Origin of the sequence: Paraburkholderia phenazinium (assembly GCF_900142845.1) — a bacterium.
In the GTDB taxonomy this organism is placed as follows: domain Bacteria; phylum Pseudomonadota; class Gammaproteobacteria; order Burkholderiales; family Burkholderiaceae; genus Paraburkholderia; species Paraburkholderia phenazinium_A.
This window is the reverse complement of the sequence record NZ_FSRU01000001.1, coordinates 334,918-359,876: the sequence shown is the minus strand read 5'-3', so window position 1 is coordinate 359,876 and position 24,959 is coordinate 334,918. Positions and strand designations below refer to the sequence as shown.

22 protein-coding genes are annotated in these 24,959 nt (G+C 61.2%); 12 read left to right on the top strand and 10 right to left on the bottom strand.

The window, feature by feature from the left end; translation table 11 throughout:
* Positions 1–158 precede the first annotated feature (158 nt).
* Positions 159–1,379 (bottom strand): pyridoxal-phosphate-dependent aminotransferase family protein, encoded by a 1,221-nt coding sequence (locus tag BUS12_RS01710; RefSeq protein ID WP_074293948.1) that lies wholly within the window; start codon positions 1,377–1,379, stop codon positions 159–161.
* 168 nt (positions 1,380–1,547) lie between these two features.
* Here BUS12_RS01710 and BUS12_RS01705 point away from each other — a divergent pair, with 168 nt between their 5' ends.
* The gene (locus tag BUS12_RS01705; RefSeq protein ID WP_074293947.1) at positions 1,548–2,273 is read left to right on the top strand and encodes a GntR family transcriptional regulator; all 726 of its coding nucleotides are present in this window, start codon (positions 1,548–1,550) and stop codon (positions 2,271–2,273) included.
* A 207-nt stretch (positions 2,274–2,480) separates the two neighbouring features.
* On the opposite strand, the gene BUS12_RS01700 is transcribed toward BUS12_RS01705, so the two are convergent.
* The 4 genes from BUS12_RS01700 to BUS12_RS37995 all read right to left on the bottom strand — a co-directional run bounded on the left by BUS12_RS01700 (position 2,481) and on the right by BUS12_RS37995 (position 6,526).
* The gene (locus tag BUS12_RS01700) at positions 2,481–3,002 is read right to left on the bottom strand and encodes a hypothetical protein (protein ID WP_074293946.1); all 522 of its coding nucleotides are present in this window, start codon (positions 3,000–3,002) and stop codon (positions 2,481–2,483) included.
* Complete coding sequence (locus tag BUS12_RS01695; protein WP_074293945.1) at positions 2,999–5,464, bottom strand: DUF6531 domain-containing protein; 2,466 nt, start codon at positions 5,462–5,464, stop codon at positions 2,999–3,001. Before BUS12_RS01695 ends, BUS12_RS01700 begins: the two co-directional genes overlap by 4 nt.
* 416 nt (positions 5,465–5,880) lie before the next feature.
* The gene (locus BUS12_RS39190) at positions 5,881–6,030 is read right to left on the bottom strand and encodes a hypothetical protein (protein WP_253189981.1); all 150 of its coding nucleotides are present in this window, start codon (positions 6,028–6,030) and stop codon (positions 5,881–5,883) included.
* A 238-nt stretch (positions 6,031–6,268) separates the two neighbouring features.
* Complete coding sequence (locus BUS12_RS37995; protein ID WP_143788226.1) at positions 6,269–6,526, bottom strand: hypothetical protein; 258 nt, start codon at positions 6,524–6,526, stop codon at positions 6,269–6,271.
* A 451-nt stretch (positions 6,527–6,977) separates the two neighbouring features.
* Here BUS12_RS37995 and BUS12_RS01685 point away from each other — a divergent pair, with 451 nt between their 5' ends.
* The 3 genes from BUS12_RS01685 (at position 6,978) to BUS12_RS01675 (ending at position 10,660) form a co-directional block, all read left to right on the top strand.
* Positions 6,978–8,564, top strand: a complete 1,587-nt coding sequence (locus BUS12_RS01685) for a Na+/H+ antiporter (RefSeq protein ID WP_074293944.1) — start codon at positions 6,978–6,980, stop codon at positions 8,562–8,564.
* Between the two features lie 306 nt (positions 8,565–8,870).
* Positions 8,871–9,830 (top strand): GlxA family transcriptional regulator, encoded by a 960-nt coding sequence (locus BUS12_RS01680; RefSeq protein ID WP_074293943.1) that lies wholly within the window; start codon positions 8,871–8,873, stop codon positions 9,828–9,830.
* A 74-nt stretch (positions 9,831–9,904) separates the two neighbouring features.
* Positions 9,905–10,660 (top strand): SDR family oxidoreductase, encoded by a 756-nt coding sequence (locus BUS12_RS01675; RefSeq protein WP_074293942.1) that lies wholly within the window; start codon positions 9,905–9,907, stop codon positions 10,658–10,660.
* Positions 10,661–11,200: 540 nt separating this feature from the next.
* Here BUS12_RS01675 and BUS12_RS01670 read toward each other — a convergent pair.
* Entirely contained in the window at positions 11,201–11,662 is a 462-nt protein-coding gene (locus BUS12_RS01670) for a hypothetical protein (protein ID WP_074296979.1), read from the bottom strand.
* Positions 11,663–12,343: 681 nt separating this feature from the next.
* On the opposite strand from BUS12_RS01670, the gene BUS12_RS01665 reads away from it, so the two are divergent.
* The 6 genes from BUS12_RS01665 to BUS12_RS01635 all read left to right on the top strand — a co-directional run bounded on the left by BUS12_RS01665 (position 12,344) and on the right by BUS12_RS01635 (position 18,474).
* Entirely contained in the window at positions 12,344–13,057 is a 714-nt protein-coding gene (locus BUS12_RS01665) for an OmpA family protein (protein WP_083640198.1), read from the top strand.
* 699 nt (positions 13,058–13,756) lie between these two features.
* Positions 13,757–14,068 carry an ArsR/SmtB family transcription factor gene (locus BUS12_RS01655; protein ID WP_074293939.1) on the top strand — a complete coding sequence of 104 codons (312 nt, stop codon included), beginning with the start codon at positions 13,757–13,759 and terminating at the stop codon, positions 14,066–14,068.
* Positions 14,065–15,069 carry a 3-oxoacyl-[acyl-carrier-protein] synthase III C-terminal domain-containing protein gene (locus tag BUS12_RS01650; protein WP_074293938.1) on the top strand — a complete coding sequence of 335 codons (1,005 nt, stop codon included), beginning with the start codon at positions 14,065–14,067 and terminating at the stop codon, positions 15,067–15,069. The genes BUS12_RS01655 and BUS12_RS01650 overlap by 4 nt, the downstream gene beginning before the upstream one ends.
* 71 nt (positions 15,070–15,140) lie before the next feature.
* On the top strand, positions 15,141–16,337 hold the full coding sequence (locus BUS12_RS01645) for an ATP-grasp domain-containing protein (RefSeq protein ID WP_074293937.1): 1,197 nt from the start codon (positions 15,141–15,143) through the stop codon (positions 16,335–16,337).
* Positions 16,334–17,449, top strand: a complete 1,116-nt coding sequence (locus tag BUS12_RS01640) for a GNAT family N-acetyltransferase (RefSeq protein ID WP_074293936.1) — start codon at positions 16,334–16,336, stop codon at positions 17,447–17,449. The genes BUS12_RS01645 and BUS12_RS01640 overlap by 4 nt, the downstream gene beginning before the upstream one ends.
* Positions 17,446–18,474: an aromatic ring-hydroxylating oxygenase subunit alpha gene (locus BUS12_RS01635; RefSeq protein ID WP_074293935.1), complete on the top strand. Its 1,029-nt coding sequence runs from the start codon at positions 17,446–17,448 to the stop codon at positions 18,472–18,474. The genes BUS12_RS01640 and BUS12_RS01635 overlap by 4 nt, the downstream gene beginning before the upstream one ends.
* Positions 18,475–18,677: 203 nt before the next feature.
* Here BUS12_RS01635 and BUS12_RS38640 read toward each other — a convergent pair whose 3' ends face one another.
* Together BUS12_RS38640 and BUS12_RS01630 are read right to left on the bottom strand one after the other, a co-directional pair.
* The gene (locus BUS12_RS38640) at positions 18,678–18,827 is read right to left on the bottom strand and encodes a hypothetical protein (protein WP_171991574.1); all 150 of its coding nucleotides are present in this window, start codon (positions 18,825–18,827) and stop codon (positions 18,678–18,680) included.
* A 173-nt stretch (positions 18,828–19,000) separates the two neighbouring features.
* Positions 19,001–20,461, bottom strand: coding sequence for an amino acid permease (locus BUS12_RS01630; RefSeq protein ID WP_074293934.1), 1,461 nt, complete (start codon positions 20,459–20,461; stop codon positions 19,001–19,003).
* 306 nt (positions 20,462–20,767) lie between these two features.
* Here BUS12_RS01630 and BUS12_RS01625 point away from each other — a divergent pair, with 306 nt between their 5' ends.
* Positions 20,768–21,823, top strand: a complete 1,056-nt coding sequence (locus BUS12_RS01625) for a sterol desaturase family protein (protein WP_253189980.1) — start codon at positions 20,768–20,770, stop codon at positions 21,821–21,823.
* Between the two features lie 57 nt (positions 21,824–21,880).
* The gene (locus tag BUS12_RS01620) at positions 21,881–23,239 is read left to right on the top strand and encodes a cytochrome P450 (protein ID WP_216352688.1); all 1,359 of its coding nucleotides are present in this window, start codon (positions 21,881–21,883) and stop codon (positions 23,237–23,239) included.
* On the opposite strand, the gene BUS12_RS01615 is transcribed toward BUS12_RS01620, so the two are convergent.
* Complete coding sequence (locus BUS12_RS01615) at positions 23,236–24,168, bottom strand: lysophospholipid acyltransferase family protein (protein ID WP_143788225.1); 933 nt, start codon at positions 24,166–24,168, stop codon at positions 23,236–23,238. The two genes, BUS12_RS01620 and BUS12_RS01615, sit on opposite strands and share 4 nt — an antisense overlap.
* Before the next feature lie 213 nt (positions 24,169–24,381).
* A complete protein-coding gene (locus tag BUS12_RS01610; protein ID WP_074293930.1) occupies positions 24,382–24,900 on the bottom strand; it encodes a hypothetical protein in 519 nt (172 codons plus the stop codon).
* Positions 24,901–24,959 lie beyond the last annotated feature (59 nt).

Genomic DNA, 24,959 nt, shown 5'->3' with positions numbered 1-24,959 from the left:
TACGTCTCCGTTGCTGGTGTCGACCGCGTGCCTGGAACGGCGCGCTGCGTCGTTGATCCCCTAGCGTGCGCTGCCTGGGCGTAGCGCTTTATGAACCGCTACGCCCGCTTACCGTCAGGAGAAGGCTCCCCACCCTCCCCGTCATGTCCCGCCGCTGCTCAGGCGGCGGCCTTCAATCCTGCGCCTTGCGCCTGGCTGGCGAGCCACTCCATGGCCGCCGGCAAGCCGCTCGCAGCAACCGGCACGCCCGCCAGTTTCAGGCCCATTTCGCAGCCGGCCAGCGTCGCCAGCAGCGTGAGGTCGTTGCAGTCGCCCAGATGACCGATGCGGAACATGCGGCCTTTCATCTTGCCGAGACCCGTGCCGAGCGACATGTCGAAGCGTTCGTAGATGGTCTTGCGTACCGCGTCGGCGTCGATTCCCTCGGGCATCATCACCCCCGTCAGCACCGGGCTATAGACAGCGGGGTCGGCGCACTGGATCTCGAGACCCCACGCCCGCACGGCGCGGCGGCTGGCTTCGGCGAGGCGCTCGTGACGCGCGAACACGTTGTCGAGCCCTTCGCCGAGAATCATGTCGAGCGCTTCCGACAAGCCGTACAGCAGGTTCGTGTTCGGCGTGTACGGCCAGTAGCCGGACTTGTTCATTTCGATGATCTCGGTCCAGTCCCAGAAGCTGCGCGGCAGCTTGGCCTGCTTGCTAGCGGCGATGGCCTTCGGCGAGACCGCGTTGAAGCTGATGCCCGGCGGCAGCATCAAACCCTTTTGCGAACCGGACACCGTGACGTCCACGCCCCATTCGTCATGGCGATAGTCGGCGCAGGCCAGACCCGAAATGGTGTCGACCAGCAGCAAGGCCGGGTGACCGGCGGCGTCGATCGCGCGACGCACGGCGGCGATGTCGGAGGTGACGCCCGTCGAAGTCTCGTTGTGCACCACGCAGACGGCCTTGATGGCGTGCTGCGTGTCTTCGCGCAGACGCGCTTCGATCATCTGCGGCTGCACGCCACGGCGCCAGCCTTCGATGCCCGGCAGACCGAGAAACTCCGGCTTCAGCCCGAGGCTTTCCGCCATCTTCTTCCACAGCGTCGCGAAGTGGCCGGTCTCGAACATCAGGACGTGGTCGCCGGGGCTCAGCGTGTTGGAGAGCGCGGCTTCCCATGCGCCGGTGCCCGAGGCCGGGTAGATCACCACCGGCTGCTGGGTCTTGAAGATCTTCTTGATGCCGTCGAGCACCTTCAGGCCAAGCGCGCCGAATTCCGGGCCACGGTGATCGATGGTGGGATAGCTCATCGCCCGCAGGATGCGGTCCGGCACGGGGCTCGGCCCCGGAATCTGCAGGAAGTGACGGCCAGCGGGATGAAAGTCGAGTTTCAGCATGGGTCTTCTCCGATTGAATTTTGCATGCAAAAAACTATATCAGCAGTTCGATGACGAACCCAAGGCAAATATGCACGGTCCGGACCGGTGTTTACCCGCTATCTTACCTAATGCCTTTATGCATCAGGTTCCTATAAAATTGCCTGAAATAGGTATGAGGGTTTTTGTATGCAAAATTCGGATTTCGAGGCGGACACGGCTGGCACCCCGCTCATGCCGAAGGTTGAGCGGCAGCGACTGCACGACACGGTCGTCGAGCACATTAGGCGCTTTATCGTCGAAGGCGTGTTGGAGCCGGGCAAGAAGCTCAACGAGCGCGAGTTGTGCGAGACGCTCGGCATTTCCCGTACGCCGTTGCGGGAAGCGCTGAAGGTGCTCGCGGCCGAAGGGCTGATCGAGATCTGGCCGAACCGCGGCGCGTCGGTGTCGAAGATGTCCGAGGCGGAGTTGCGCGAGACGTTCGAACTGATGAGCGGGCTCGAGGCGTTTTCGGGCGAGCTGGCGGCCGAGCGGATCACCGCGGTGGAACTGGCCGAGATCAAGGCGCTGCACTACGCGATGCTGGCGTGCCGTGCACAGAACGATCTGGCGGGGTACTACAGCCGCAATCAGGCGATCCACGACAAGATCAATGAGGCGGCGCGCAATTCAGCCTTGCGGCAGACCTATATTTCGGTCAACCGACGATTGCAGGCGCTGCGTTTTCGCTCGAACTTTCAGATTCCTAAGTGGGACCGCGCGGTTCATGACCATGGCGAGATGCTGGAAGCACTGGAAGCGCGGGATGGCAAGCGCCTGAGCGCGATCTTGCGGCAGCATCTGCTGGATAAGCGGGATGCGGTGCTGCAGGTGCAGTCGAGGGAGGATGTGGCGGGGGGGACGTTGAAGGCTTGAGGGGTTAACGTAGATATCCGACGGCTATCGCGCCCCAAGGCGCGATGCCCAGTCAGTCAATAATTCCACTCACTCTTTGACCCTTCGGAACCGGGTCAGGGTGTTCCTTGTATATCGGAATGAGCGCCTTCTCAAACACCATATTCCGGCAAAACGAGGATCCCTGTGCCCACTCCCACCCCGCTCACTCGCAGAACGGGAAGCGGTTTAGTCTCTGATCGCAAACCCGGGATTCTCTTCAAAGACCACGAATGGGTAGCGCCGACGCGTAAACTCGAGGACATCACCCGGCCCCGCCATTGCAGCCAACTCCTGTTTTCGGTCCGCGTAAATCACCCATTCGCCATTGAGCGGAAAGACGACATACTGCTCCGAGTTCGCGTCGAATGCGTCCGCTAAACTGCCCCCCGGATCGGAGTTGAGTGACGCAACGAAATCCTGATCCGAATGTTCGGGCAGGAAAATGAATGCGGGATATTTTCCAAAGTGATGATAAAAATATGCTTCCGGCGCGGGCCGTAAAACGAGTGCCGCAAACGCGGTTTCTCCCCGCTCCGAAAGAAGCGACCGCAAGAATGCGTGATACCGAAACGTGCAAATGTCGGATGAGTCAAAGTAAAGCGCCGTGCCGGATTCGACTGCAGCCGCGACCAATCTCTTCCCTTCGCCCGCCTGCTTCCACAGATGGTCGAAAGCTTCATGGTCTGTCAGGTATTCGCTCTTACTCATTTCCCCCCCAGCCTGATCTTCGCTATGTTTGCGCCGCCACTTTTCACGTCCGCGGTGATATAGCCGGAATTCGATTCGTCGCGGACAGTGTACTGACTCTCTCCTTTGGTGAAGATATCAGACTTGCCGTCTTTGCTAAGTGTCTGCATGTAGCCACTCTCTACCAAGTTCGCTTCAAATTCCGCTTTGCCAACATCGGTTCGGATGTTGCGAATACTACCCCCCGTTGTGATATCAGTGTATTCCGAGGTGATCCGCCCCGGCGGAATCCCATCGACCTCCGTCTCAGCCGCGGGCTTGCACATCTCCTTGATGCGCTCCCAGTTTTCCGCGACCTTTCTTGCACCCTGACCGATGCCGTATCTGACTACCGGGTTCTGTAAAAGTCGATAGACGATCAAGATACCGCGCACAGAGCCGTCAAACAGTCCTGCCGAAAAGTGACAGTCACCGCAGACGGTCGACGTGCTCAGCAAGTTGTCACCCAGCAACCGACGCGCACCCTGGAGATTGGCCGGCGGTCCTACCGGAGAGTCACCATAGTTGTAGTTATCGATCCACTGATTGATCTCGTCGCTGCTGATCGGAATGTCCGTGCCGTCGTTCAGGTCGAGAATGCTGCCGTTCCTTGCGACGGTGCCACTACGTGACACGATCTGGCCGTCGGGTGAATACCCGAACCTGACCTTGAAAACGCGTCGCACACCGCCGTTCGCCGGACTTGCATATTCATTGAATTTGAAGAGATCGATTCGTCCACGTCGGTCGTAGCGCAAGCTGAAATCGCCCGTCGGGTTATAACCCAGCAGCGCGCGATGGGCGGCATCCCGCGTGATCATCTCCGTGGCTTGCTGAACCTCCCCTAGTGCGACGATCGCAAAGGCATTGCCCGTTGCATCGCGAGTGACCTTCCACTGGCCGGCGACCTTCCCGCCGGTCATCTGTTGAACGAACGCGAGCCGGTTCATTGCGTCATAGGTCATCCCATACGCGATCGTCGCCCCATCTGCCTCGCCTGCTTCGAAGCCAGTGGCGCCGGTTGGATCGGTGGTCGGTGTCTCGCTAACCCCAGTCGTGTTGCCGTTCGCGTCATACACGAAGGACTGCATCAGTTTCGGCGACGCAATCATCGAGGGACGCAAAGTCGTCCCATCGGCATAACGGATCGTGGTGATCGACGTACCGGTGACGTCCTTTACGATCGCTCGGACTGGCCGTCCTTTATCGTCGTAACTGTATTCAGAAGTGCCGCCGCTTGCGTCGGTGTCCTTCAGCAGATTTCCCGACGCATCCCACGCGGAGCTGCTATTGCCGGCGGCGGAGGTTGTCCCCGTAGGCCGAAGCATCCCGCCAATCGACGACATGTTCAGCGTGGTGGCACCTTTACGACCAGTGATGACCGTCGAACCGGTGTTATAGGCAAACTGCGCATTCTGCGTGGTACCCGGATGGCTGACGTCTACCGCACGGCCCTGAGCATCGTAGCTCCACGTCGCAATGCGGTTGCCCGCCTCGTCGATCTCTCCGGTCAGCGCATTCTTGAAACGCGCGTCGTCGTAGACATAGCGGTGTACATAGCCATCGGGCCAGGTAACAGAAACAAGATTGCCGTTCGCGTCATAACCGTACTGCGTCATGCGGCCCAAGGAGTCGTTCAGGCGTGACAGGCGGTTCTTGTCGTCATAGTCGAGGCGAAGCGTGATGTCGTTGTTAGCGTCAGTGCTCGCCGCATGCTGCGTAATCGCGGTCAGCAGCCCTGAACCGCCGTAAGTCAACGTTCGAACAAATCCCGTCTTCGTGCTCTCCGAAAGCAGCACGCCCTGGGCCGAATACGATTCGACGGTATCGGTCTTGAGATCGGTCAGCGTCCATCCAGAGCCGCTCTGTGCCAGTGCAAGGCCGGTAAAGCCGGCTGTACGCCACGTGCCGGCTGCCCAGTTGAAAGTGACAGGTTCACCGTTCTCGCGATACGCAAGCACTTTGGACGAGCTACCGCTGTTGGCGTTCACGAGTCCCAGGTTGCGCTGCCAGCTATGGAACCAGACCGGCCCCATCGCCGTGGCGGAGCTACCCAGTGACCTGGATCGATAAGTCCGTGTGAATCGCATCGGAATGTCGTCGCCGCTGACAAAGTCGGCTTCAGTCAAGGTGACGGCACCATTGCCCGGATACACCGGGTCAGCGACGGGACAACTCGCTTCGGGTTCTTCCGCAGTCGGTGTCGCGCACCACGCGTCGATGAGGGACCATGTGTTGATGCACGCGTAGTTGGCCATGCTGCCGGGCACACGGCCGTAAACGTCCCACCGGCAGGTGGGGGAACCCGGTACTGCACCGGTAGCCGCATAGAGCGCGTTGCAGTCCGTTGCGTTGGCGCCAAACGCGACCAGGAGCAGCACAAATGCAGCCAGCAAGCGTGCCGCCATACTTGCAGGACTCTCAGTAACTTTGTTGTTTTTCATAGTCATCCTTATTGGTTGTACTTGTTTGAAACCCAAGCACCCTATAAGGAGCGTTCCACACGAACTATCCGACAATTCCTAAAATTTCGGACGCCATGCAAATCGACAACAAATGCCCTGATTCAGGACATCAAAATTCGTGAGGAATTGCGAAGAATCATGATCGATCTCATCGTCACCGGCTCATTGGTCAGGCACTCGTCGCCCTTGCCGTGCAACGCTTTGCGTCCTGTTACCGATGCTGCACGACGGCACTTTTTATTAGCCGAAGTCGGCCCCTGGTGCTTGAAGAAATACACAGGGGCTTCCTAAGGTGAGGTGACCAGTCAGTCGGTAATTCCACTCACCCTTTGACCCTTCGGAACCAGGTCGGGGTGTTCCCTGTATATCGGAATGAGCGCTTTCTCAAACACCATCTACATGACTTCGCCTACGGCAAGCTGGAACTGTTCAAGCTCCTCGGCTGTGCACCAGTCCTGAACAAAAGATACAGCTTCGTCCAGTACCCTGTTTATCTTCGGCATCCGATTGCTTAGTTCCGTGGCCGACGTTTTATCCTGAAACATGCTTCCCTACTCCTTGATCAATCGATTGCGGCTTCGCCTGCGGCGTATCTTGCTCCCGCAAAACGAGGATGCGTAATGATCCAGATCCTTGGCGTCCGGCACGCCCTGCACAGCCGTTGTTTGATCGCGCAGGCTTTGTTGGTGGTGCTTCAGATGCTTCGTTGAACCTCTAGTCCTTGCATCCGGCCTTCCAATTTCTGTACGGACTAGGGGCGAACAATCGGACCTAGTCCATAACTCATCGCTTCCCTCTTTTTCGTTCACGTGGAGTCATGTCCACACCCTCAGGTGCAAGGTCCGGATATGCCTTCCAAAGTGGTTCTAGAAGCAGGTAAAGTCCGCCGGCTACTTTACCTGCCTCGGAGCGAAAGCCCTCAAATTCCGCTTTCGAGCATTTCTCCTGAATTATTCTTGTCGCGTTTTCGACCGACAAATACGCGTCCAATAGTTGCTTGCTCACGTCTAACGCCACATCTTTGGCTATATCCTTACCCATCGTACGCTCCCTAACAATCTTGGTCCGAATTGATTTGGTTGTAGGGATCTTCTGGACCGTCTGTCAGGGCCATAGTGCCACCAGTCAGCGCTGCGCACATCGGGGTACCTGGAACTCCTTGGGATTTAGCAAATAGCTGCATGCATTGGTCTTCTGTCGCAGCATTGGTGTAAGCAACAGACATCAGCAAGCCAGACGCGAGAACCAGGCGGCCAATTCCGGCCGAGAATCTCCTAAAAGGCTTCCACGCTTTCATCTCTCTCCTTTAATTTTTCGTTTAGCCGACGACGGGCGTAGCAACTTTTAATGAGATTGAGAAAGCTCGATATCGGACAATTCCTAAAGTTCGGACGTTCTTGCGTCCACACAAAACCCAAACACATCCACCCACCCCCGCCATATGGTAGAAACCCAGTTCCACCGCATGAAGTGAACTCACCGAGACCGCCCTATGTCCTCCGTTGTGGCCTTCAAACTCGTCCTGCTGTCGCTCATCGCGATGATCGGGCTGCAACTCCTCGCGAAGCGCCTGCGCTTGCCGCCCGCCGCGGCTTTGCTGATCGGTGGCGCTGCGATGGCCTTCGTGCCCGGCCTGCCAACCGTCACGCTCGATCCCGCGCTCGTGCTGATCGTGTTCCTGCCGCCCCTCCTGATGGACGGCGCTTACTTCTCCGTCTGGGTCGAATTCAAGCGCAACCTCGGCGGCATCCTGCTGCTTGCGATCGGCGCGGTCGCCTTCACGACGCTGGTGGTCGGCGTGGTCGCGCATGAGGTCGTGCCCGGCCTGCCGTGGGGCGCATGCTTCGCGCTCGGCGCGATCGTCTCGCCGCCGGATGCGGTGGCCGCCAAGGCCGTGCTCGAACGCGTCGCGCTGCCCCGGCGCCTGATGGTGCTGCTCGAAGGCGAGAGCCTGTTGAACGACGCGGCTGGGCTCGTGCTGTTTCGCTTCGCGGTCGCGGCGGCGTTGACTGGCGCCTTCAGCACCGGACATGCAGTAGCAAGCTTCGCGGTCCTGGCGTTAGGCGGCGTGGCCGTGGGTGTCGCGCTCGGCTTTCTGGTCGTGAAGCTGCTCCAGTATCTCGACGACGCTTATCTGATGATCACGGCATCGGTGCTGGCCGCGTGGATCAGCTATATCGTCGGCGAGATGCTCGACGTCTCCGGCGTGATCGCTACCGTCAGTTGCGGCATGATGCTCGGCTGGTATCAGCACGAAGTCTTCCCAGCTGCGGTGCGCACGCGCGGCACGGCCTTCTGGCAAGTCGTGATCTTTCTGATGGAAGCGCTGGTGTTCATCCTGATCGGCTTGTCGCTGCGTGGCGTGATCGTTCGCCTCGGCGGAGTGGGCGACGCGTTGACCGCCTTCGCGCCGGCGGTGGCGGCCGTGCTGGCAGCCGTCCTCGTTTCGCGTTTCGTGTGGGTCTTCAGTGTCGAAGCGTTGAACGGCGCGCTATGCAAGCTCATGCGACGCAGCAGCGCCGCACCCGACTGGCGCTCCGCGACCGTCACGAGTTGGGCCGGCATGCGTGGCGTCGTCACACTCGCCATTGCGTTGTCGTTGCCCGATGCGATGCCCGGCCGCGACCTGATTCTCGTCGCCGCCTTTGCCGTGATTCTGGTGACCGTCCTCGGTCAGGGCACGACGATCGGTCCGCTGATCCGTTGGGTCCAGCCCGCTCATGTGGCCGAACCCAGTGATCGTCTGTTGACCGAGCCGCAAGCGTGGGCGCGTCTCGAAGCGGCTCAGCTCGCCGCGATCCAGCCGCTCGTCCACGGTCCGGACGGCAGCGTGATCCATCCACGCCTGCTCGAGCAATACACTTACCGCGCACGCATCACCGAGGCCTATCAACTCGAAGCCGCCTTCCCAGCCAACGAGCGCGCCGCCCACTTCGACGTCGTGTTGGCAGCCGTCGCCGCGGGACGCACGGAGTTGTTGCGGATGCATCGATCGGGGCAGATCGACGACGAGCTGCTCACCATCCTCGAATACGACCTCGATCTCCAGGAGATTGCCGCGCAGCATGGACGCGGGTGATGCCGTGACGGTCGGAATCGGCATGCAAGCATGCCTCCCGAAAAGCCTCACCTTTGGCATGGCAGGTGATGTGAACCGCAACACCCGGCGCACCATAAGTCACAAATCGAGGCACCGTCTGCATGCTTTGCGACACATCGCCGAGACCGCCTGGCGTTTATGATCATCATCGCGACGCACACAAAGGTGAGACTATCCGGGAGATCACGACACGTGAGTGCCGCGTCATCAGACCGATCACCTTTGCGTGAAAAAATCGACTCCCTGGAAATCCTCACCTTTTCCCAATCTCACTGAGGTCATTCGATGCCAACCGTCGCTGTTGCGATTTTTCCCGGGGTGCAAGCGCTCGACGTCGCAGGACCGGTGGATGTCTTTTCGGAAGCCAATCAGTTTCTGCCCCGCGCCGCGCACTACGAAGTGACCTTGCTCAGCGCGGAGCCGGGCGCATTGCGCGCCTCCAATGGCATGGCGCTCGTCGCCGACGATACGTTCGAAGGAACCCGGCGCGACTTCGATCTCGCGCTGGTAGCCGGCGGCCCCGCGCTGCCGGAAAGCGCGCCCGACCCGCGACTGACGCGCTGGCTCACCACCGTCGCCTCGCGTTGCAAACGCTATGGGTCGATCTGCACCGGCGCATTTGCACTCGGCCACGCGGGTCTGCTCGACGAACGCAACGTCACGACCCACTGGCAACACGCCGAGCAACTGGCCACGCAGTTTCCGCTCGCGCGGGTCGACTTCGACCGCATCTATCTGCGCGACGAGCGGCTCGTCACGTCCGCAGGGGTGACGGCCGGGATCGATCTGTCGCTCGCGCTCGTCGCCGAAGATCATGGGCCGCGCACCGCGCTTGCGGTCGCGAAGCGGCTAGTCGTCTTCGCGCAGCGTCAGGGCGGCCAGTCGCAGTTCAGCCCTTATCTGACCGCCCCTGCGGATGAGACGTCGGCGGTGGCGAAAGTACAGGCGCATGTGATGGAACACATCGGCGAGCGCTTCACGGTGAAGCAGCTCGCGGATGTCGCCGCCATGAGCGCGCGCAATTTCGCCCGGGTCTTCGTGGAAGAAACCGGTGTGACGCCGCACGAGTTCGTCGAACGCGCGCGAGTGGACGCGGCCCGCAAGTGGCTGGAGAGCAGTACCGCCGCGCTCAAGGCGATCGCCTACGACTGCGGCTTCGGCACCGCCGACCGCATGCGCATCGTGTTCGTGCGGCGCATCGGCACGACGCCGGCGCAGTACCGGGAGCGCTTCCGCTCGGCGTGAGGGGCGCGCGGCTGCAGACGCAACGTGCCTCGTGAGAAAATACGCGCTCTTATCTGCCCTCTCTGTCGACCCTCATGACTTCACCCATCACTCGCGCCATCGTTACCGGCCATACGCGCGGCCTCGGCGCTGCCCTCGCGGAACAACTGCTGTCGCGCAACATTGCCGTGCTGGCGCTCTCGCGCTCACGCAACAACACGCTCGCACAGCGGTATCCCCAAACACTCGAAGAAGTCGAGCTGGACCTTGCCGATCCGGCGCGCGTCGCACAATGGATCGCGGGCGACGCGTTGAGCCGCTTCGTCGACGGTGCGCATAGCGTGCTGTTGTTCAACAACGCGGGCATGGTGCAGCCGATCGGCCCGCTCGAATCGCAGGACGCGATTGCCATCGCGAGCGCGGTCAGCCTGAACGTGGCGACGCCGTTGATGCTGGCGAGCGCCGTCGCCACGGCCAGCACTTCCGCGAACGACCGGCGCATCGTGCACATCTCGAGCGGCGCGGGTCGCAATGCCTACCCCGGTTGGAGCCTCTATTGCGCGACCAAGGCCGCGCTCGATCACCATGCGCGGGCTGTCGTCCTCGATGCCAACCGCGCGCTGCGTATTTGCAGCGTGGCGCCGGGCGTCGTCGACACCAACATGCAGGCAGAGATTCGCAGCAGCGGTAAAGAACAATTTCCGTTGCGCGAGAAGTTCGAAGAACTCAAACGCAATGGGCAACTCGTTTCGCCGGAGCAGTGCGCTATTCAGTTGGTCGACTTCGCATTGAGCGACGTCTTCGGCGAGGTACCCGTCGCGGACATCCGTGAGTTGACGCAGCGCGGTTGACTCACCTCAGGTCCACGGCGTTCGACTCCCGAAAACTCTCACCTATCACGAGCCCGCACCCGGGCTCGCGTCCAACGTGCGTACGTGACGCAACCTCAGCCGCGCTGATCGCGCTATGCGACACGCAAGCATAAAACGCGACCCTGTATACTGTTTTCGCGGAAACAGCCGTGGCGGGTCAACAAAAATGCCCTGCACTTCGCGATCGTGACGCCCGTCTTTTCATCGCCACATTCGGCATTATTCGCCGCCGCGTTCGCGCTCCCGAAAGTACTCACCTTTCCCTGAGCGATACGCGCGTCGTCTTTGTTTGCAGTGTGATTCGACACATTAGCGTTCGCGATGCCAGCGTCGCATCGGGCGTGCCGAGCGAATAGAGGCGAGCGCCTCTGCATGGCTCAAGCTCCCGAAAAGACTCACCTTTGGCAAGCGCAGCGATACAACCGGGCGACTCAAACTCGCGGCGGCCACATCCACCGCTGCTGATGACGCCGCGCAACCCGTCGCAGCTTGGCGTGCTGTGGCGCGGCCTCGCGCCGTTTAGTGAGCCGCGGTCTGATGCGACGGTTTAGCCGGCCGCCCCGTCTTGACCGTCTCGACCGCGGCAATCGCTTCGAGCAACTGGGCAAGCGGCGCCGCTTCGAGCAGCAGCAGACCGGCTCGCAGCAACTCACTCTTTTTCACGGCTACGCCTGCGCTCAGGCATTTCGCCTTCAGCTCCCCGAGTTTCTCGTAATCGGGTTTCGGCATGGTGAAGCTGTCGCGGACAACCTTCTCCTTCTTCACGCGCTTCGGCTTGTGCTCGGCGGCCACGCTGACCGGTTCGGCTTCCACCGGGCTGCCACGCTTCGCGCGCGGTGTGGTCGGCCGGGCCGCTTTGGCCGTCACCGCTTTCTTCCGCGGTGCCTCAGCCGGCGCGCCGGCGGCCACGGCAGTGCCGTTCGAGCTAGCAGGCGATGAAACAGCTTTCTTTGCTGCCTTTCTGGTGCTGGGTGCGGCCATGGTCATCATCTCCGAGTGGGAAATACTAAAAACAGTATATATCGTTTGGCCCGTTTCTCCTGCTGCGCGGCGAGCCACGGCCGAATGGACGAGTTGTCCACAGATTCTGTTCGCAAGGGTGTGTATAACTTGCGGGCAAGCAAGGCAAGTCGTTGAAATGCCTGGCGTTATGACGCAGGAGTCAAGCATGTGCAGACTTCCGCTCACGGACCGATGAACACGCTGCGGCCCGGTTGAGAAGGTGATACGCGAATGCAGCATGCCCCTCACCTACGATAGACAAAAGGTGAACACCATGCAGATGCGTGAGCGCACCTGTTCGTCACGACGCGCAGCTCCCGAATAATCTCACCTTCGAAGTCCACCGCCCGTTATTCTGCATTCCCAGGTAAGCCATCCGCTATGCAACGCAATGTGTGCCTGGCCTGATCCTGCTCCCGAATCTCCTCACCTTCATCGATCCAGCGTGATCGACAAGAACGCGCCGCTCAACACAGCCGTTTAAGCGCGTTTAACCATTGTTTTCAATTCATTCGTGGTGAGCCCAGGCGTTAAATCACAAACACGTAACGGCACACACGTCTCGTTACAAACCGAGAGAGCTTGTTATATGCGCTCTTTCTAGAATGCGCATGTGCCTCCCCCACTCATGGCGGCCCATAACAATCTGGAGTTGTCCTGATGACGTTCCTACAATCACAATCGGTCGAACACCACTCGCTCTCGTCACGCAATCGCGCATCGCGGTCACGCACGCTCTTGCGCAGGATCGCCGCTGCTGCTGTCCTCGTCGCGGCAGCGCCGGCAGCCTTCGCGCAAGCCGTGCTCGTTCCTGTTCCTGGGCCTGTTTATGAGCATGTTCCGCCGCCCCGCCCTGGGCACATGTGGCATCACGGCTATTGGGCGTGGGCTCACGGCCGCTACGTGTGGGTGCCCGGCGACTGGGTGGTGCAAGGACCGGTGGTGTACGGCGCCTATCCGGCTCAGGTTCAACCCGCGCTAGAAGCGCCGCCACCGCCACGCGTCGAGCGTCTGTCGGCGGACGCGCTGTTTCCTTTTGACCGGGGCGACATCAACGACATCCGTCCCGCCGGCCTGTCTGACCTCGCGCAAATCGCCGCACGCCTGCGCGCCAGTCCGTTCGGTCACGTCGAGGTGCGCGGCTACACCGACCGCCTCGGGTCCGACGGCTATAACCTGGATTTGTCGCGGCGCCGCGCTGAGGCTGTGAAAGCGGTGCTGGTCCAGCAAGGCGTGCCGGCGGACAAGATTCGCGCCGAAGGACTCGGCAGCCAGGATCCGGTGACGCAATGTGGAACTACGGACAACGCGGATCTGGTCCGCTGTCTTCAACCGGATCGTCGCGTGGAGATCGTGACGTATGTGCGCGGTTAGTCACGCATTGTGCTGAAGGCTTGGGTTCCGTGACGTGTCGTTCTGCTTCAGGCACCGAACGACACGTCAAGGGGCGCGCGGTCATGACGCGGGCATGTGCTTAACGCAAGCTTGCCGGCGGATGCAATGCCGTCGCAAGCCATCGCCAGGCATCAGCCCTGAGCAACGTGAGCGGGGACCGTGATCGAGCCGTGTGGCCCATCGCCGCCCGGACCACCAGGACCGCCTCCGCCAGGGCCGCCCCCGCCAGGACCACCGGGCCCGCCCCAACCCGGTCCCCACCAGCAACCGCTCAATGTTGCGGTCAGCGCCGCCAGGACCGCCACTATCGCGAACTTTCTCATACGTTTCTCCTTCGTGAGTATTGCGAACCCAGGCGCCAATGCTTTGGCGCCCGTGAAATGCAATGCCCGCACCCTATCAACCCGCGAAGGATCGTGTTTTACAACGCCGTTACAACCCGGACAAAGGCTTAACGCCGATCCGGCCAATAAGCACTTCGATCCGGCCGGCGCGGCGCTGTTGTCGCGCCTATCGCGCCGTTTGCGGCACGCGACACCTCTACGTCTTGTTGCTGTAAGTAAACCCTCGTAAGGCGTCGCACTCGCAAAGACGGCCGGACGGCTCGTTGCACCACCGGGTAGATTTCCCCTTAATAAAAACTTGACCTAAAATAACTACATATCTAGATTTATAGATATGAGAAACGCATACGCCAACAGTATTCCCGCGGACTGGGAGCAATTCGCCGCCGTTTTTGCGGCGCTGGGCGACAGCTACCGGCAGCGCATCCTGCTGTTCTTCGAGCCGGGCGAGCGGCTGACGATCAAGCAGATCGCCGACGTGCTTCCGCTCAGCCGTACCGCCGTGCTGCATCACGTTCGCGTGCTGCAGTCGGCGGGGTTGCTCGAGAGCAGCAAGGAGGGCCGCGAGGTCTTTCTCACAGTCAATAAAGCGCTGTTGCTAGAAGCGCTTACAAGCACGGTCCGCTATGCGGAGGAACAGATATGACGAACCATCGACGCAATATCCGCATCTGCGGAACCGGCGTTGCCGTACCGGAACAGGTGTTGACGAGCGATGAAATCGACCGGCGCTTCGGCCTGCCGGCCGGCACGGTCTTCAAGCGATACGGTGTGCGCACGCGTCATCGCACGGTGCATGAGAACTCGGCTTCGCTTGCGGTCGCAGCGTGCGAAGCGGCGCTCGCGCAGGCCGATCTGAGCTGGAGCGACATTGACTGCCTGGTGTCCGCGTCCGCCACCATGGACCAGGCGTTGCCCTACAACGCGGCGCTGATTCTGGCGGCGCGCGGCGGCGATGCGAAGCGGATTACCGCCTTCGATATGGGCGCGAGTTGCCTGTCGTTTCTGGTGGGGCTCGACACGCTCAGCTATCTGGTGGAAAGCGGCCGGTACCGCAACGTTCTGATCGTCTCCGCCGATATCGCCACGTTCTCGCTGGACTGGTCGACGCTCGGCGAATCGGCGATCTTCGGCGATGGCGCCGCAGCCGCCGTGATCCGCAAAGCCGCGCCGGGCGAAAGCTCGTCCATCCTGGCCTCGCGCATCGAAACCTATCCCGAGGGCGCGGAGTATTGCCACATTAAGGCCGGCGGCTCGCGCTACCATCCGAGGCGCCTGAGCAGCAGCATCGATCCGCTGGCGCTGTTCCATATGGACGGACCGCGCCTCTTCAAGACCGTATCGCGGGAGATGCCGCGCTTCGTCAACGACCTGCTCGGCGGCGCCGCGCTCACACTCGATCAACTGCGTCTCGTCGTGCCGCATCAGGCCAGCCGCCTCGCGCTCGACCACCTCGCCAAACGGCTGCGTGTCGACGCCGCTCGCACGGTGGATATCCTGGCGGACTTCGGCAACCAGGTCGCGGCGTCGCTGCCGTCCGCGCTGCATCACGCGATCAAGGGTGGACGCGTGCAGCGCGGCGACCCGATCATGCTCATCGGCTCGGGCGCGGGCCTGACGATCGGCGGCATGGTCATGGTCTACTGACATGCGCAAGCTCGCTGACGGCTCGGCCCGCTCTCTCCGCTTGCGGCATGGCACGGTCGCGAGGCGGCAGCATGGCGCGTAACGTCCTGATCCTCGGTGGACGTGCGCCCGCGGCGCTCGATCATGCGCGCCGCTTTGCGCATCAGGGCTGGAAAGTGTGGGTGGCCGACAGCATTCCCTGCCAGATCAGCGGCGCTTCGCGCGCGGTGAGTGAAACGCTGCGGGTTGCGTCGCCGCGTCACACGCCGGCGCGTTTCGTGGACGACTTGCGGCGCGCGTCATTGACGCATGGCATTGACCTGATCGTGCCCACTTGCGAGGAAGTGTTTTTCGTCTCGCGCTATCGGGACCGGCTGCCAGCCCATGTGCGCGTGGTCGCCGACGACTTCAATAAAATGCGCGACGTCCACAGCAAGTGGCGTTTTCTTTCTCTCGCTCAGGACTGCGGCGTCGAAGTGCCGGACTCGGCACGCGTCGCATCTCTCGACGAGGCCCGCGATTGGGCCGGCACACGACCGGTTGTGCTGAAACCGGAGTACTCGCGCTTCGGTGTCCACGTGCGGATTTATCCTCACGGCATTCCCGCTGCAGCGCCACCTCTCGCGCCGTTGGGTCACTGGGTGGTGCAGGCGTTCGCCGAGGGCCGCGAATTCTGTTCGTACAGCGTGGCGGATCGCGGCCGGCTGGTGGCGCATAGCGTCTATCGGCCCGGTTGGAGAATGTCGACCAGTTCGAGCTTCTATTTCGAAGGCGTACGTATCGAAGCGATTCGCCGCTTTGTCGAACACTTCTCGCGCAAGCTCGAGTTTACCGGCCAGTTGTCGTTCGACTGGATCCAGCACGCAGATGGACGTGTGAGCGTGCTCGAATGCAATCCGCGTGCGACCAGCGGCTGCCATCTCTTCACGCCTGACGATCCGCTGCCCGATGCACTCAACGGCACACTTGGCCGCGCCCTCAGCGGCACGCCCGGCGGTACGCAAACGACACCCATCGAGCCGTCCTCGACCGCGCCGCGCATGATCAGCGCGGTGATGCTGAGCGCGGGGCTGATCGATGCGCTCAGGCGCGGCGAACTGCGTCGCTGGGCGCACGACTATCGCCGCGCCTCCGATGTGATCGGCACGCCTCACGACCGCGGTCCGCTTGCCGGCGCGATCCGCGATCTGGCGTCGTATGCACGGCTCGCGCTGGCACAGCGCTGCAATATGCGCGAAGCGGCAACGCAGGATATCGAGTGGGACGGCCAGGAGCTGCCCGAAGCATGAGCACCTGCCTGTACGTGCCGCACGCCTGTTTCGCCGACAAGGCCGCGGCCTTCGCCACGCTGCATGCGGGGGTGGCGACGCGCGGCTTCGTTTCGAACATCGACGCCCGCGTGGAAACCTTCGACGCCGGCGGCCTGACGTTGCCCGTTACCGTCAACGGCGTCACGCCGGGAAACGCCTGGGTCTGCTCACCGTTGACGACCTACAGCGGCTACGCGCTCGAAGAGACCCGGCGCGTCGCGCCACGCTTACTTGCGGCACCGCTGGGCGGCGTAATAGGCGTGGCCGACCGGTGGCTACGCCGGGCCAAACTGGACAGCGCGGTGTCGTTGAACAACTGGTTGCTCAGCACGAACCTGTACCCCGCAACCGAGGGCATCGATTTCGCCGCGCTCGCCGCATCGTGCGAGGCGCGCTGGCCGCGTCACGCGCTCTGGTTCCGTTCGCTCAATGCCGTCCAGCACGCGGACTGGCTGCAGGCGCTGATGACGGCCGGCTTCGACCTGATCCCCACGCGGCAGGTCTATCTCTTTCGCGACATGAAGCAAGGCGCCATGAAGCATCAGAACCTGCATCGCGACCTGCATCTGTTACGCACCACGCCGTTGACGCCGGTCTTCCACGACGCGTTCACGGATGCGGACTTTGTGCGCAGCGAAGCGCTCTACGCGCAGCTTTACCTCGACAAGTATTCGCGACTCAATCCGAGCTATACGGCGGCATTTCTGAAAGCGTGGCATCGCGCGGGACTGCTGGAGTTCGCTGGGTTCAGGGACGACAGCGGGGAACTGCGCGCGGTGGTCGGGATGTTTGGACAGGGATCGTTGCTGAGCGCGCCGATCGTCGGCTACGACACGAGCTGGCCGGCATCGGCCGGCTTGTACCGTCTGCTGATGGCACATGTGCTCAAGACCACGCTCGAACGCGACGCCGTGCTCAATCTGAGCGCCGGCGCGGCGCACTTCAAACGACTCAGAGGCGGCGAGCCCGCCATCGAATACAGTGCAGTTCTCAGCCGCCACTTGCCCATGGCGACGCGCCGCACGCTACGCGGCTTGCAAATGCTGACGACAAAACTCGGCGTGCCGATCATGAGGCGCTTTCAGCTATGAACGCATGGAACCCCGCGCTGTATCGAAGCTGGTTTGTCGTCGCCGAATCGCGACGCCTGAAATCGGAGCCGTTGGGCGTGACGCTGCTCGACCGGCCGCTGGTACTCGCGCGCTTGCAGTCGGGCGAACTGCTCGCGCTCGACGACTGCTGCCCGCATCGGCATGCGCCGCTCTCGGCAGGACGCGTCACGCCCGCAGGGCTGCAATGCGGCTATCACGGCTGGACCTTCGGCGTCGACGGTCGCTGCACGGCGTTGCCCGGACTGCCGGCACACGCGTGCAAACCAGTGGTGCGAGTCGGTTCGGTCAGCGCGATGGAATACGACGGACTTATCTGGGTCAAACCCGAGGCATTGGGCAGCGCCGGTTCGCAGGATCTACCCGAATTTCTGCGCAGACTGCCAACGGGAAGCCGCCGCTTTACATGGAGTACGACGTGGAAAGCACACGCGGTCGACGCGCTGGAGAATTTTCTCGATCCCCTCCACACGCATTTCGTGCACCCCGGACTCGTGCGCGGCGACGGCAACCGCCAGATCGTTAGCGCAACCATCACGCGCTCCGCGGGCGTGCTGCAAGTGGACTATCGCGGTCAGCCGCAACAGGGCGGCTGGTTGTACCGTTTGTTCGAGTCGCCGCGCGAACTCGAACGCGCGCATTTCACCGCGGGCGCGGCAGGCTCGGCGCAGCTCGAATACCGCTACCAGGATGGCAGCGCACTGTACTTCACGATCCATTTCAGCCCGATCAGCGACGCGCTAACGCAGGTGCACGGCACCTTGCACGTCGAAAATCGCTGGGCGCCCGAATGGGCGGTGCGGACGCTGGCGTGGCCGTTTCTGCGCCGGGTGGCGCGGCAGGATCAGGAGGTCGTGGAGGCGCAAGCCGCGAACAAGACACGCTTTCGTCGCGACGCGGGCGTGTCGACCGAGCTCGATCTGGTGAGGCCCAGTCTCGACGAAGTGTGGGCGCTACCGTCGGGGCCGCTCACGGCGCAAAGCCAGCGCGTCGATATCATGCTTTGAGAGGATGGGTCCGGTAGGTAAAAGAAACGCTCGTTAAAAACAGACTCCTGGAAATCCTCACCATTTGGCGTCCACCTTGTGGATTGCCCGGCTTCGTTGAACTCCTGGAAATCCTCACCTCAAGGATGCCAGCTCCTGGAAGTCCTCACTATCCCGAATCCTCTCACCTTATCGAACAACTGACGCGCGACACCGGACGCCTTCTAGTTTCCGTCACGCTCATTCGCGATGTCTCGCCGCATAAAAACATCGATACCATCAACCCGCGACGAGGCAAACGCCCTGACCACCACGATACCGACGACACTCAAAATAACCACGACAGCCGCAATCTCAAGCAAAGGCATATCCACGAGAAGACTCCACATAGTCTGGGAGCCGCCACGACGAAGCGAAAACCACACCGCGCATGACGACACCGTTCACGTCTACCAGCATAGGCAGACGGAACGTGTGCGCCAAACGAGCATTTTTCACGGCTATGTGAGAAATATTGCGATAGCGCCGATGCGGCGCCACCGGTCTCTCACTGACGTTCGGGGAAGCGCAGCTTCGAATGATTGCGGCCATACGACACATAGATGATCAGCCCGATCACCAGCCACACGACGAGCCGCACCCATGTGACGAGCGGCAGTCCCGCCATCAGCAACAGGCAAAACAGGATGCCCAGAACCGGCACGATCGGAACCCCCGGCACCCGGAAAGGACGTGAAGCGTCGGAGTCGCTGCGCCGCAGATAGATCACGGCGCCGCACACCAGGATGAACGCGAACAGCGTACCGATACTGACCATCTCTCCCAGCACGCTGATCGGTGTGAGCGCCGCCACGATTGCGACGATGGTGCCGATCATGATCTGGCTCAGGTGAGGCGTCTGCAGACGCGGATGAACCCGCGCGAAGAGAGGCGGCAGCAGGCCGTCCTGCGACATCGTGAAGAAGATGCGGCTCTGTCCGTACAGCAGCACGAGGATCACGGTGGTTAGCCCCGTCAGTGCGCCGATCTTGATCAGTACGGAGAACCAGGTAAGGCCGATAGCGTCGACGCCCTTGGCGATCGGATCCGGAACATTCAGTTCCCCGTAAGGAACGAGCCCCGTGAGAACGCCGGCAACCAGGATATACAGCACCGTACAGATGACGAGCGACCCGAGGATGCCGATCGGCATGTCCCGCTGCGGCTTTTTCGCTTCCTGCGCGGCGGTGGACACCGCATCGAAACCGATGAACGCGAAGAACACCACCGCCGAGCCACGCAAAATTCCGCTCATGCCGAAGTTGCCGAACTCACCGGTATTGGCCGGAATAAACGGATGCCAGTTCGCCGGCTTGATGAAAAACACGCCAAGCGCGATGAAAGCCACCACCACGACCAGCTTGACCGCCACCATGATGTTGTTGAGCCGTGCGGATTCCTTCGTACCGAGCACGAGCAGGGTGGTGAGGATCGCGATGATCAGTATTGCCGGCAGATTGATGATGCCTGTCGCCGTCGTGCCGTCGGCGAGCTTGATGATGGTACCGGGCGCGGCGGCCAGATCGGGCGGGATAGTGATTCCCGCGTTATGCAGCAGGCTCACGATATACCCGGACCAACCCACCGCGACGGTCGCGGCGCCCATTGCGTATTCGAGGATCAAGTCCCAGCCGATGATCCACGCGAATATCTCGCCGAGCGTGGCATAGGTGTAGGTGTAACTGCTACCGCATACGGGCAGCATAGCCGCCAGTTCCGAGTAGCAAAGACCGACGAACGCACATGCAATGCCGCCAAGCACGAAGGACAGGATGATGCTAGGCCCGGCGAATTGCGCTGCAGCAGTGCCGGTCAGGACGAAGATGCCCGCGCCGATGATGGCGCCGATCCCCATGGCCGTGATGCTGGTGGCGCCGAGCGCTTTCGATAGCGAATGGCCTCCGTCCGCATCGGCGCTTCCCACGATATCGGCGACGGATTTCCGTGCCATGTAGCTCGTATCAGCCATGATGAGTCGTCCCGTTCAAATGGTTTTGGGCACGAACCGACTCGGCTTGCTTCGGCTCGCGGAGCACGACAAAAGCAACTGTTACCGAAGACTGGCAGGGGTGAAGTGGAAGAAAACCTCAAATTCAGTGTAGTCCGAATTGAAGGTAAAGTGAACAAGGGGTACTGCCGGTGGCCGAGGGCGGCCCGTGTGTGATGCGTATGCTATTCTGACCGGCGATTTTTGCCTCCGGAATTCACTTCCTCAAATATGAACATGTTCGCAATTCCCTTTGCCGTGGGCTTGTTGCTCACGGCATGCGAGCTGTTGTTCCTGAAACTCGTCAAGAGACAGGACATTCCATGGAAGGAAGTGGTATTCAATCTCGACTCCGGCCATATCCTGATGTGGGTGTTCAGAGGCGTTGAAATCGCCGCCTATGGGGTTGCGCTGAAGTACCTTAGCCTGCACTGGCTTGATGGGTGGAACCCGGTGGCGAAATGGGTGTTCGCGTTCTTCGCGTGGGACCTTTGCTTCTACTGGCGACACCGGATGCATCACCGGTTGCAGTTCTTGTGGGCCGTTCACGTGGTCCACCATCAGGGCGAACATTTCAATCTGTCGCTATGCAACAGAAATTCCTGGTACGCGTCGCTGACGGACTTTCCGTTCACGGGCGTTCTCGCAATACTGGGCGTGCCGCTGGAAATCTATGTGGCCGTGTCTTCATTTCACTATTCGGTCCAGTTTTACAACCATAGCGGGATGATTCGAACATCGGGCATGCTGGACCGCTTCCTGATCACGCCGCTTCATCATCGTGTGCATCACAGCGCGGATCCGCAGCACTTCAACCGGAATTTCGGCGGCACCTTTCTTATCTGGGACCGGTTATTCGGCACCTTCCACCAGGCGCATCCGGGCAACGAAATGCGCTATGGCGTAGCGGGCGGCGAAGTCAGTAACAATCCGTTCTGGGCCAGCAACGCGCCTCTTCTACGCTATTTCGGCGTCAACTTGCCTCGTTCGTCAGAGCGGCAGGACTTCATCGCCTCTGACGGTTTTATTGCTTCGGGCGGCCTGATACTCTTCGGGCTGCTGATCTACTACGTCAATGGCGACATCGGCAACATGACGGCTGAGCGATGGACCTTGTTCACCGGTATTCTTGCCGCGACAGTCGCGTTGGGCGGCATTTCGGATGGACGCCGCTGGGGCGCGATCTGCTGGATCGCGTTGGCCTTCACGATACCGCCGTTGTTCATCGGCCATCTCGGCCTGCGCGGACCCGTTCCCGTTTTGCTGTTTTCGGTTTGGTTGCTGCATGGCATCGACGGCTTGCGGCGATGGCTGGAAAACTCGAAGCGCATCTCGGACGCCTGAAGCGAGCGCCAATCCCATGGCATGCCTAAAGAACCAACTCTTCGCAGAAGGATGAGCGTGTCGTCCCACTTCAGGCCCCCCGTTCCAACGCCGCGCGCCAAGCCGCCCGGCCCCCTGCAGCTTCTCGCGGTCCTGCGTCGAAACGTTCTGGAAGTCTGGTCGGAGGCCGACTTCGAGATTCCCATCCAGATCCGCAAGACCATCGTCGACAGGCGTGCGCTCGTTAGCGATCCCGTTGGTATCCGGCATGTCTTTCTGGAGAACGCGCGCAATTACCCCAAGAACGAGTTGCAGTTGCGACTCCTGCGTCCCGCGGTCGGCGCCGGCCTGCTGACCTCCAACGGCGACAACTGGAAGCGTCAGCGCCGCATCCTCGCGCCGCTGTTTTCCCCGAAGCAGGTCGAGGCCTTCGCGGCAGCCAAGGAACGTGTCGTGGCGCAATCGGCGGAGCGTCTGATGCAAAAGCCGGCTGGCGCGATCGTGGACCTCTCGGAGGAAATGGGGCGGCTCACGCTCGAAATTCTCGAGCACACGCTATTCGGTCAGGGCCTGGGACGCGACCCCAGCGAATTCCAGCATGCCATCACGCGCTACTTCGATACGCTGGGACAGCTCGATCTGTTCGACATGCTTGGGCTGCCGAGCTTTGTGCCGCGGCTCAACCGCCTGCGCGGACGGACGACGCTCGGCTTCGCAGAACGCGTCGTCAACGACATGATCTCTGCGCGGCGCCGCTTGCTGGCCTCCGGCGAGGCGGCACCGCAAGATATGCTGACCCTGCTGCTGCAGGCGCAGGGTTCGGACGGCCCGTCCGTCAGTGCAAGCGAAGTACGGGATAACATCGTGACCTTCATTGGCGCGGGTCACGAAACCACGGCCAATGCGCTGACCTGGACGCTCTATACGTTGTCGCAAGCGGCGGACTGGCGGGCACGCGTCGAAGCGGAAATCGACGAAAACGTGAGCCGGGGCGCGCCCGTCACTGAGCTCGCGATCACGCAGGCGGTGCTGGAGGAGAGCATGCGGCTTTATCCGCCGGTGTCGATGATGAGCCGCCTGGCCTTGCAGGACGATACCGTAGCGGGCGTGCACATCGCCGCCGGCACGATCGTCACGGTCGCACCCTACGTGTTGCATCGCCACCGGACGCTGTGGCGCGATGCCGACCTGTTCGATCCTGAACGCTTTCTCGGAGCGAATCGCGATGCTATCGATCGCTATGCCTATTTGCCGTTCGGGGTCGGGCCAAGGGTGTGCATCGGGATGGGCTTTGCCATGACCGAAATGCTGCTGATCCTGAGGCATCTCCTCAGCCGCTTTCGTTTCGATCTGGTCCCCGGCCATCTCGTCGAGCCACAGGTGCGTCTTACCATGCGTCCCGCCCATGGGATGAAAATGCAGGTGACGACGCGTTAGGCCACCTCTTCGCCATCGACATCGTGCTGTGCGGTATCAATGGATTCGGCGGGCCGCGCAATGGTTAGCGTCGGCACGTGCGCATCGCGTCGGTCGCCGGCAAGCGCGTAGGTGCGCTTTCTTAACTCGTGCATCAATGCGCGATCGTCGCCAATCGACGCGAGCTCAGGGTATGAGATGACCTCGCCAATCTCAACGTCAAGACGAGTGCCGATGCGCGCCTTCACCTCGTGGAAAATCAGTGACAACCGCAGCGCTCGGCTGATGTGGCTCACCATCTGAAACACGCGGCCGTTCTGCCCGCAGAAGAAAACGGGGAGCACGCTTGCGTGCGAGCGGCGGATCAGTTGTGCGGCGAACGGACCCCAAGGTGGATCCACGGCCACCTGGCGGCCCCATCGGTCAGGCGACGTCGAGATGAGTCCCGCTGGAAAAATGACGAGCGTTTTGCCGCTGCGCAGATGCGCGAGCGCTTTCCTGCGCGTTGCCAGATTCGTGCTTTTCGCTGACGGGCGATCGGACAGGTCGACGGGCAGAATGAACGGGTGCGTCTCCGGCGCCTGAGCCAACACCGTGCTGGCGAGAATCATGAAGTCTGCCCGGACCTTCTCGACCAGCCAGGCCAGGGTTAGGCCATCCAGCACGCCATAAGGATGATTCGCCACAACCACCAGCGGCCCTTCGGCCGGGGCTTTGGATAGCGCCGCTTCGTCATACTTCACGTCAAGCTGAAGCTGCCGGATGCAGGCGGCCCAGAAGCTTTTGTCCTTACCCGGTGTGCGTTGGTTCGCCTTGTAGAGCCGTTCCAGATAGGGTTGCCCCGTCATCGCTTCAACTACACGGATCAGGCCACGTTTGAGCGGTTTGGTGACCTGCTCCGCATAGGAAAATTTAATCTCGTTGGTCATGGTTGCCTTTGCCGGCTTCACGCGAGATTCTACGTATGGCGATAATGTGAAGGCAATTGGAAAATGGTTAGAAATTGCATGCTGAGGAAATCAGCTATGCAATATGGATTTTTATAAAATGGTGAGGACTTCCAGGAGTCGAAAACGAGGCAACCTGTATGGCTGTTGCTTGAATCATCAACGGCAGTCCTCCCGAAAGGTCTCACCTTCGGCAGCACTGCCGCGATAGTTGCGTCAGAACTTCACCTTCACCTGAAACCCAATCGTGAACGGCAAATTGTCGGAGGGAATCGGCGGAATGAAGATCAGGTTCGCGCCCACCCGTTTGTAGTCGAACATCACGATCGGCGCCGCCACCGGTCCGACGGTGTGATTCCGGCCAAGGCCCCAGTTGCCATAGTTATAGCCGGAGATAATGCCGGCGATCGCCGCGAGCCGTACGAAGCCAAAGTGCGCAAATTCCGGCGCCCACAGTCCGCCGCCATAATACGAAGGACGGCGCAGCGAATTGCGAAAGCCGCCTGCCGTCACGCCCCATTGACCGTTGAACCAGCACTCGACGCCAAGACCCGGATTGAACTCGTTGAAGTGCGTGCCGGGATCGGGATCGATATGGTACGAACCGAGCATTGCGTCGACCCAGACGCCGCCCCCGCACCAGTCCGCCGCCTGCGCGGTAGAAGCCACCGCAAAACTGGCAATCAGGGCGACGAGCAAGCGCCGGAATTGATTGTGGGTCTGCCGCAAATGCATATCCGCTCCGTCACCGGTCGAGCGCCGGTGTCATGAATGTGCTGGTTATATTCGATGTG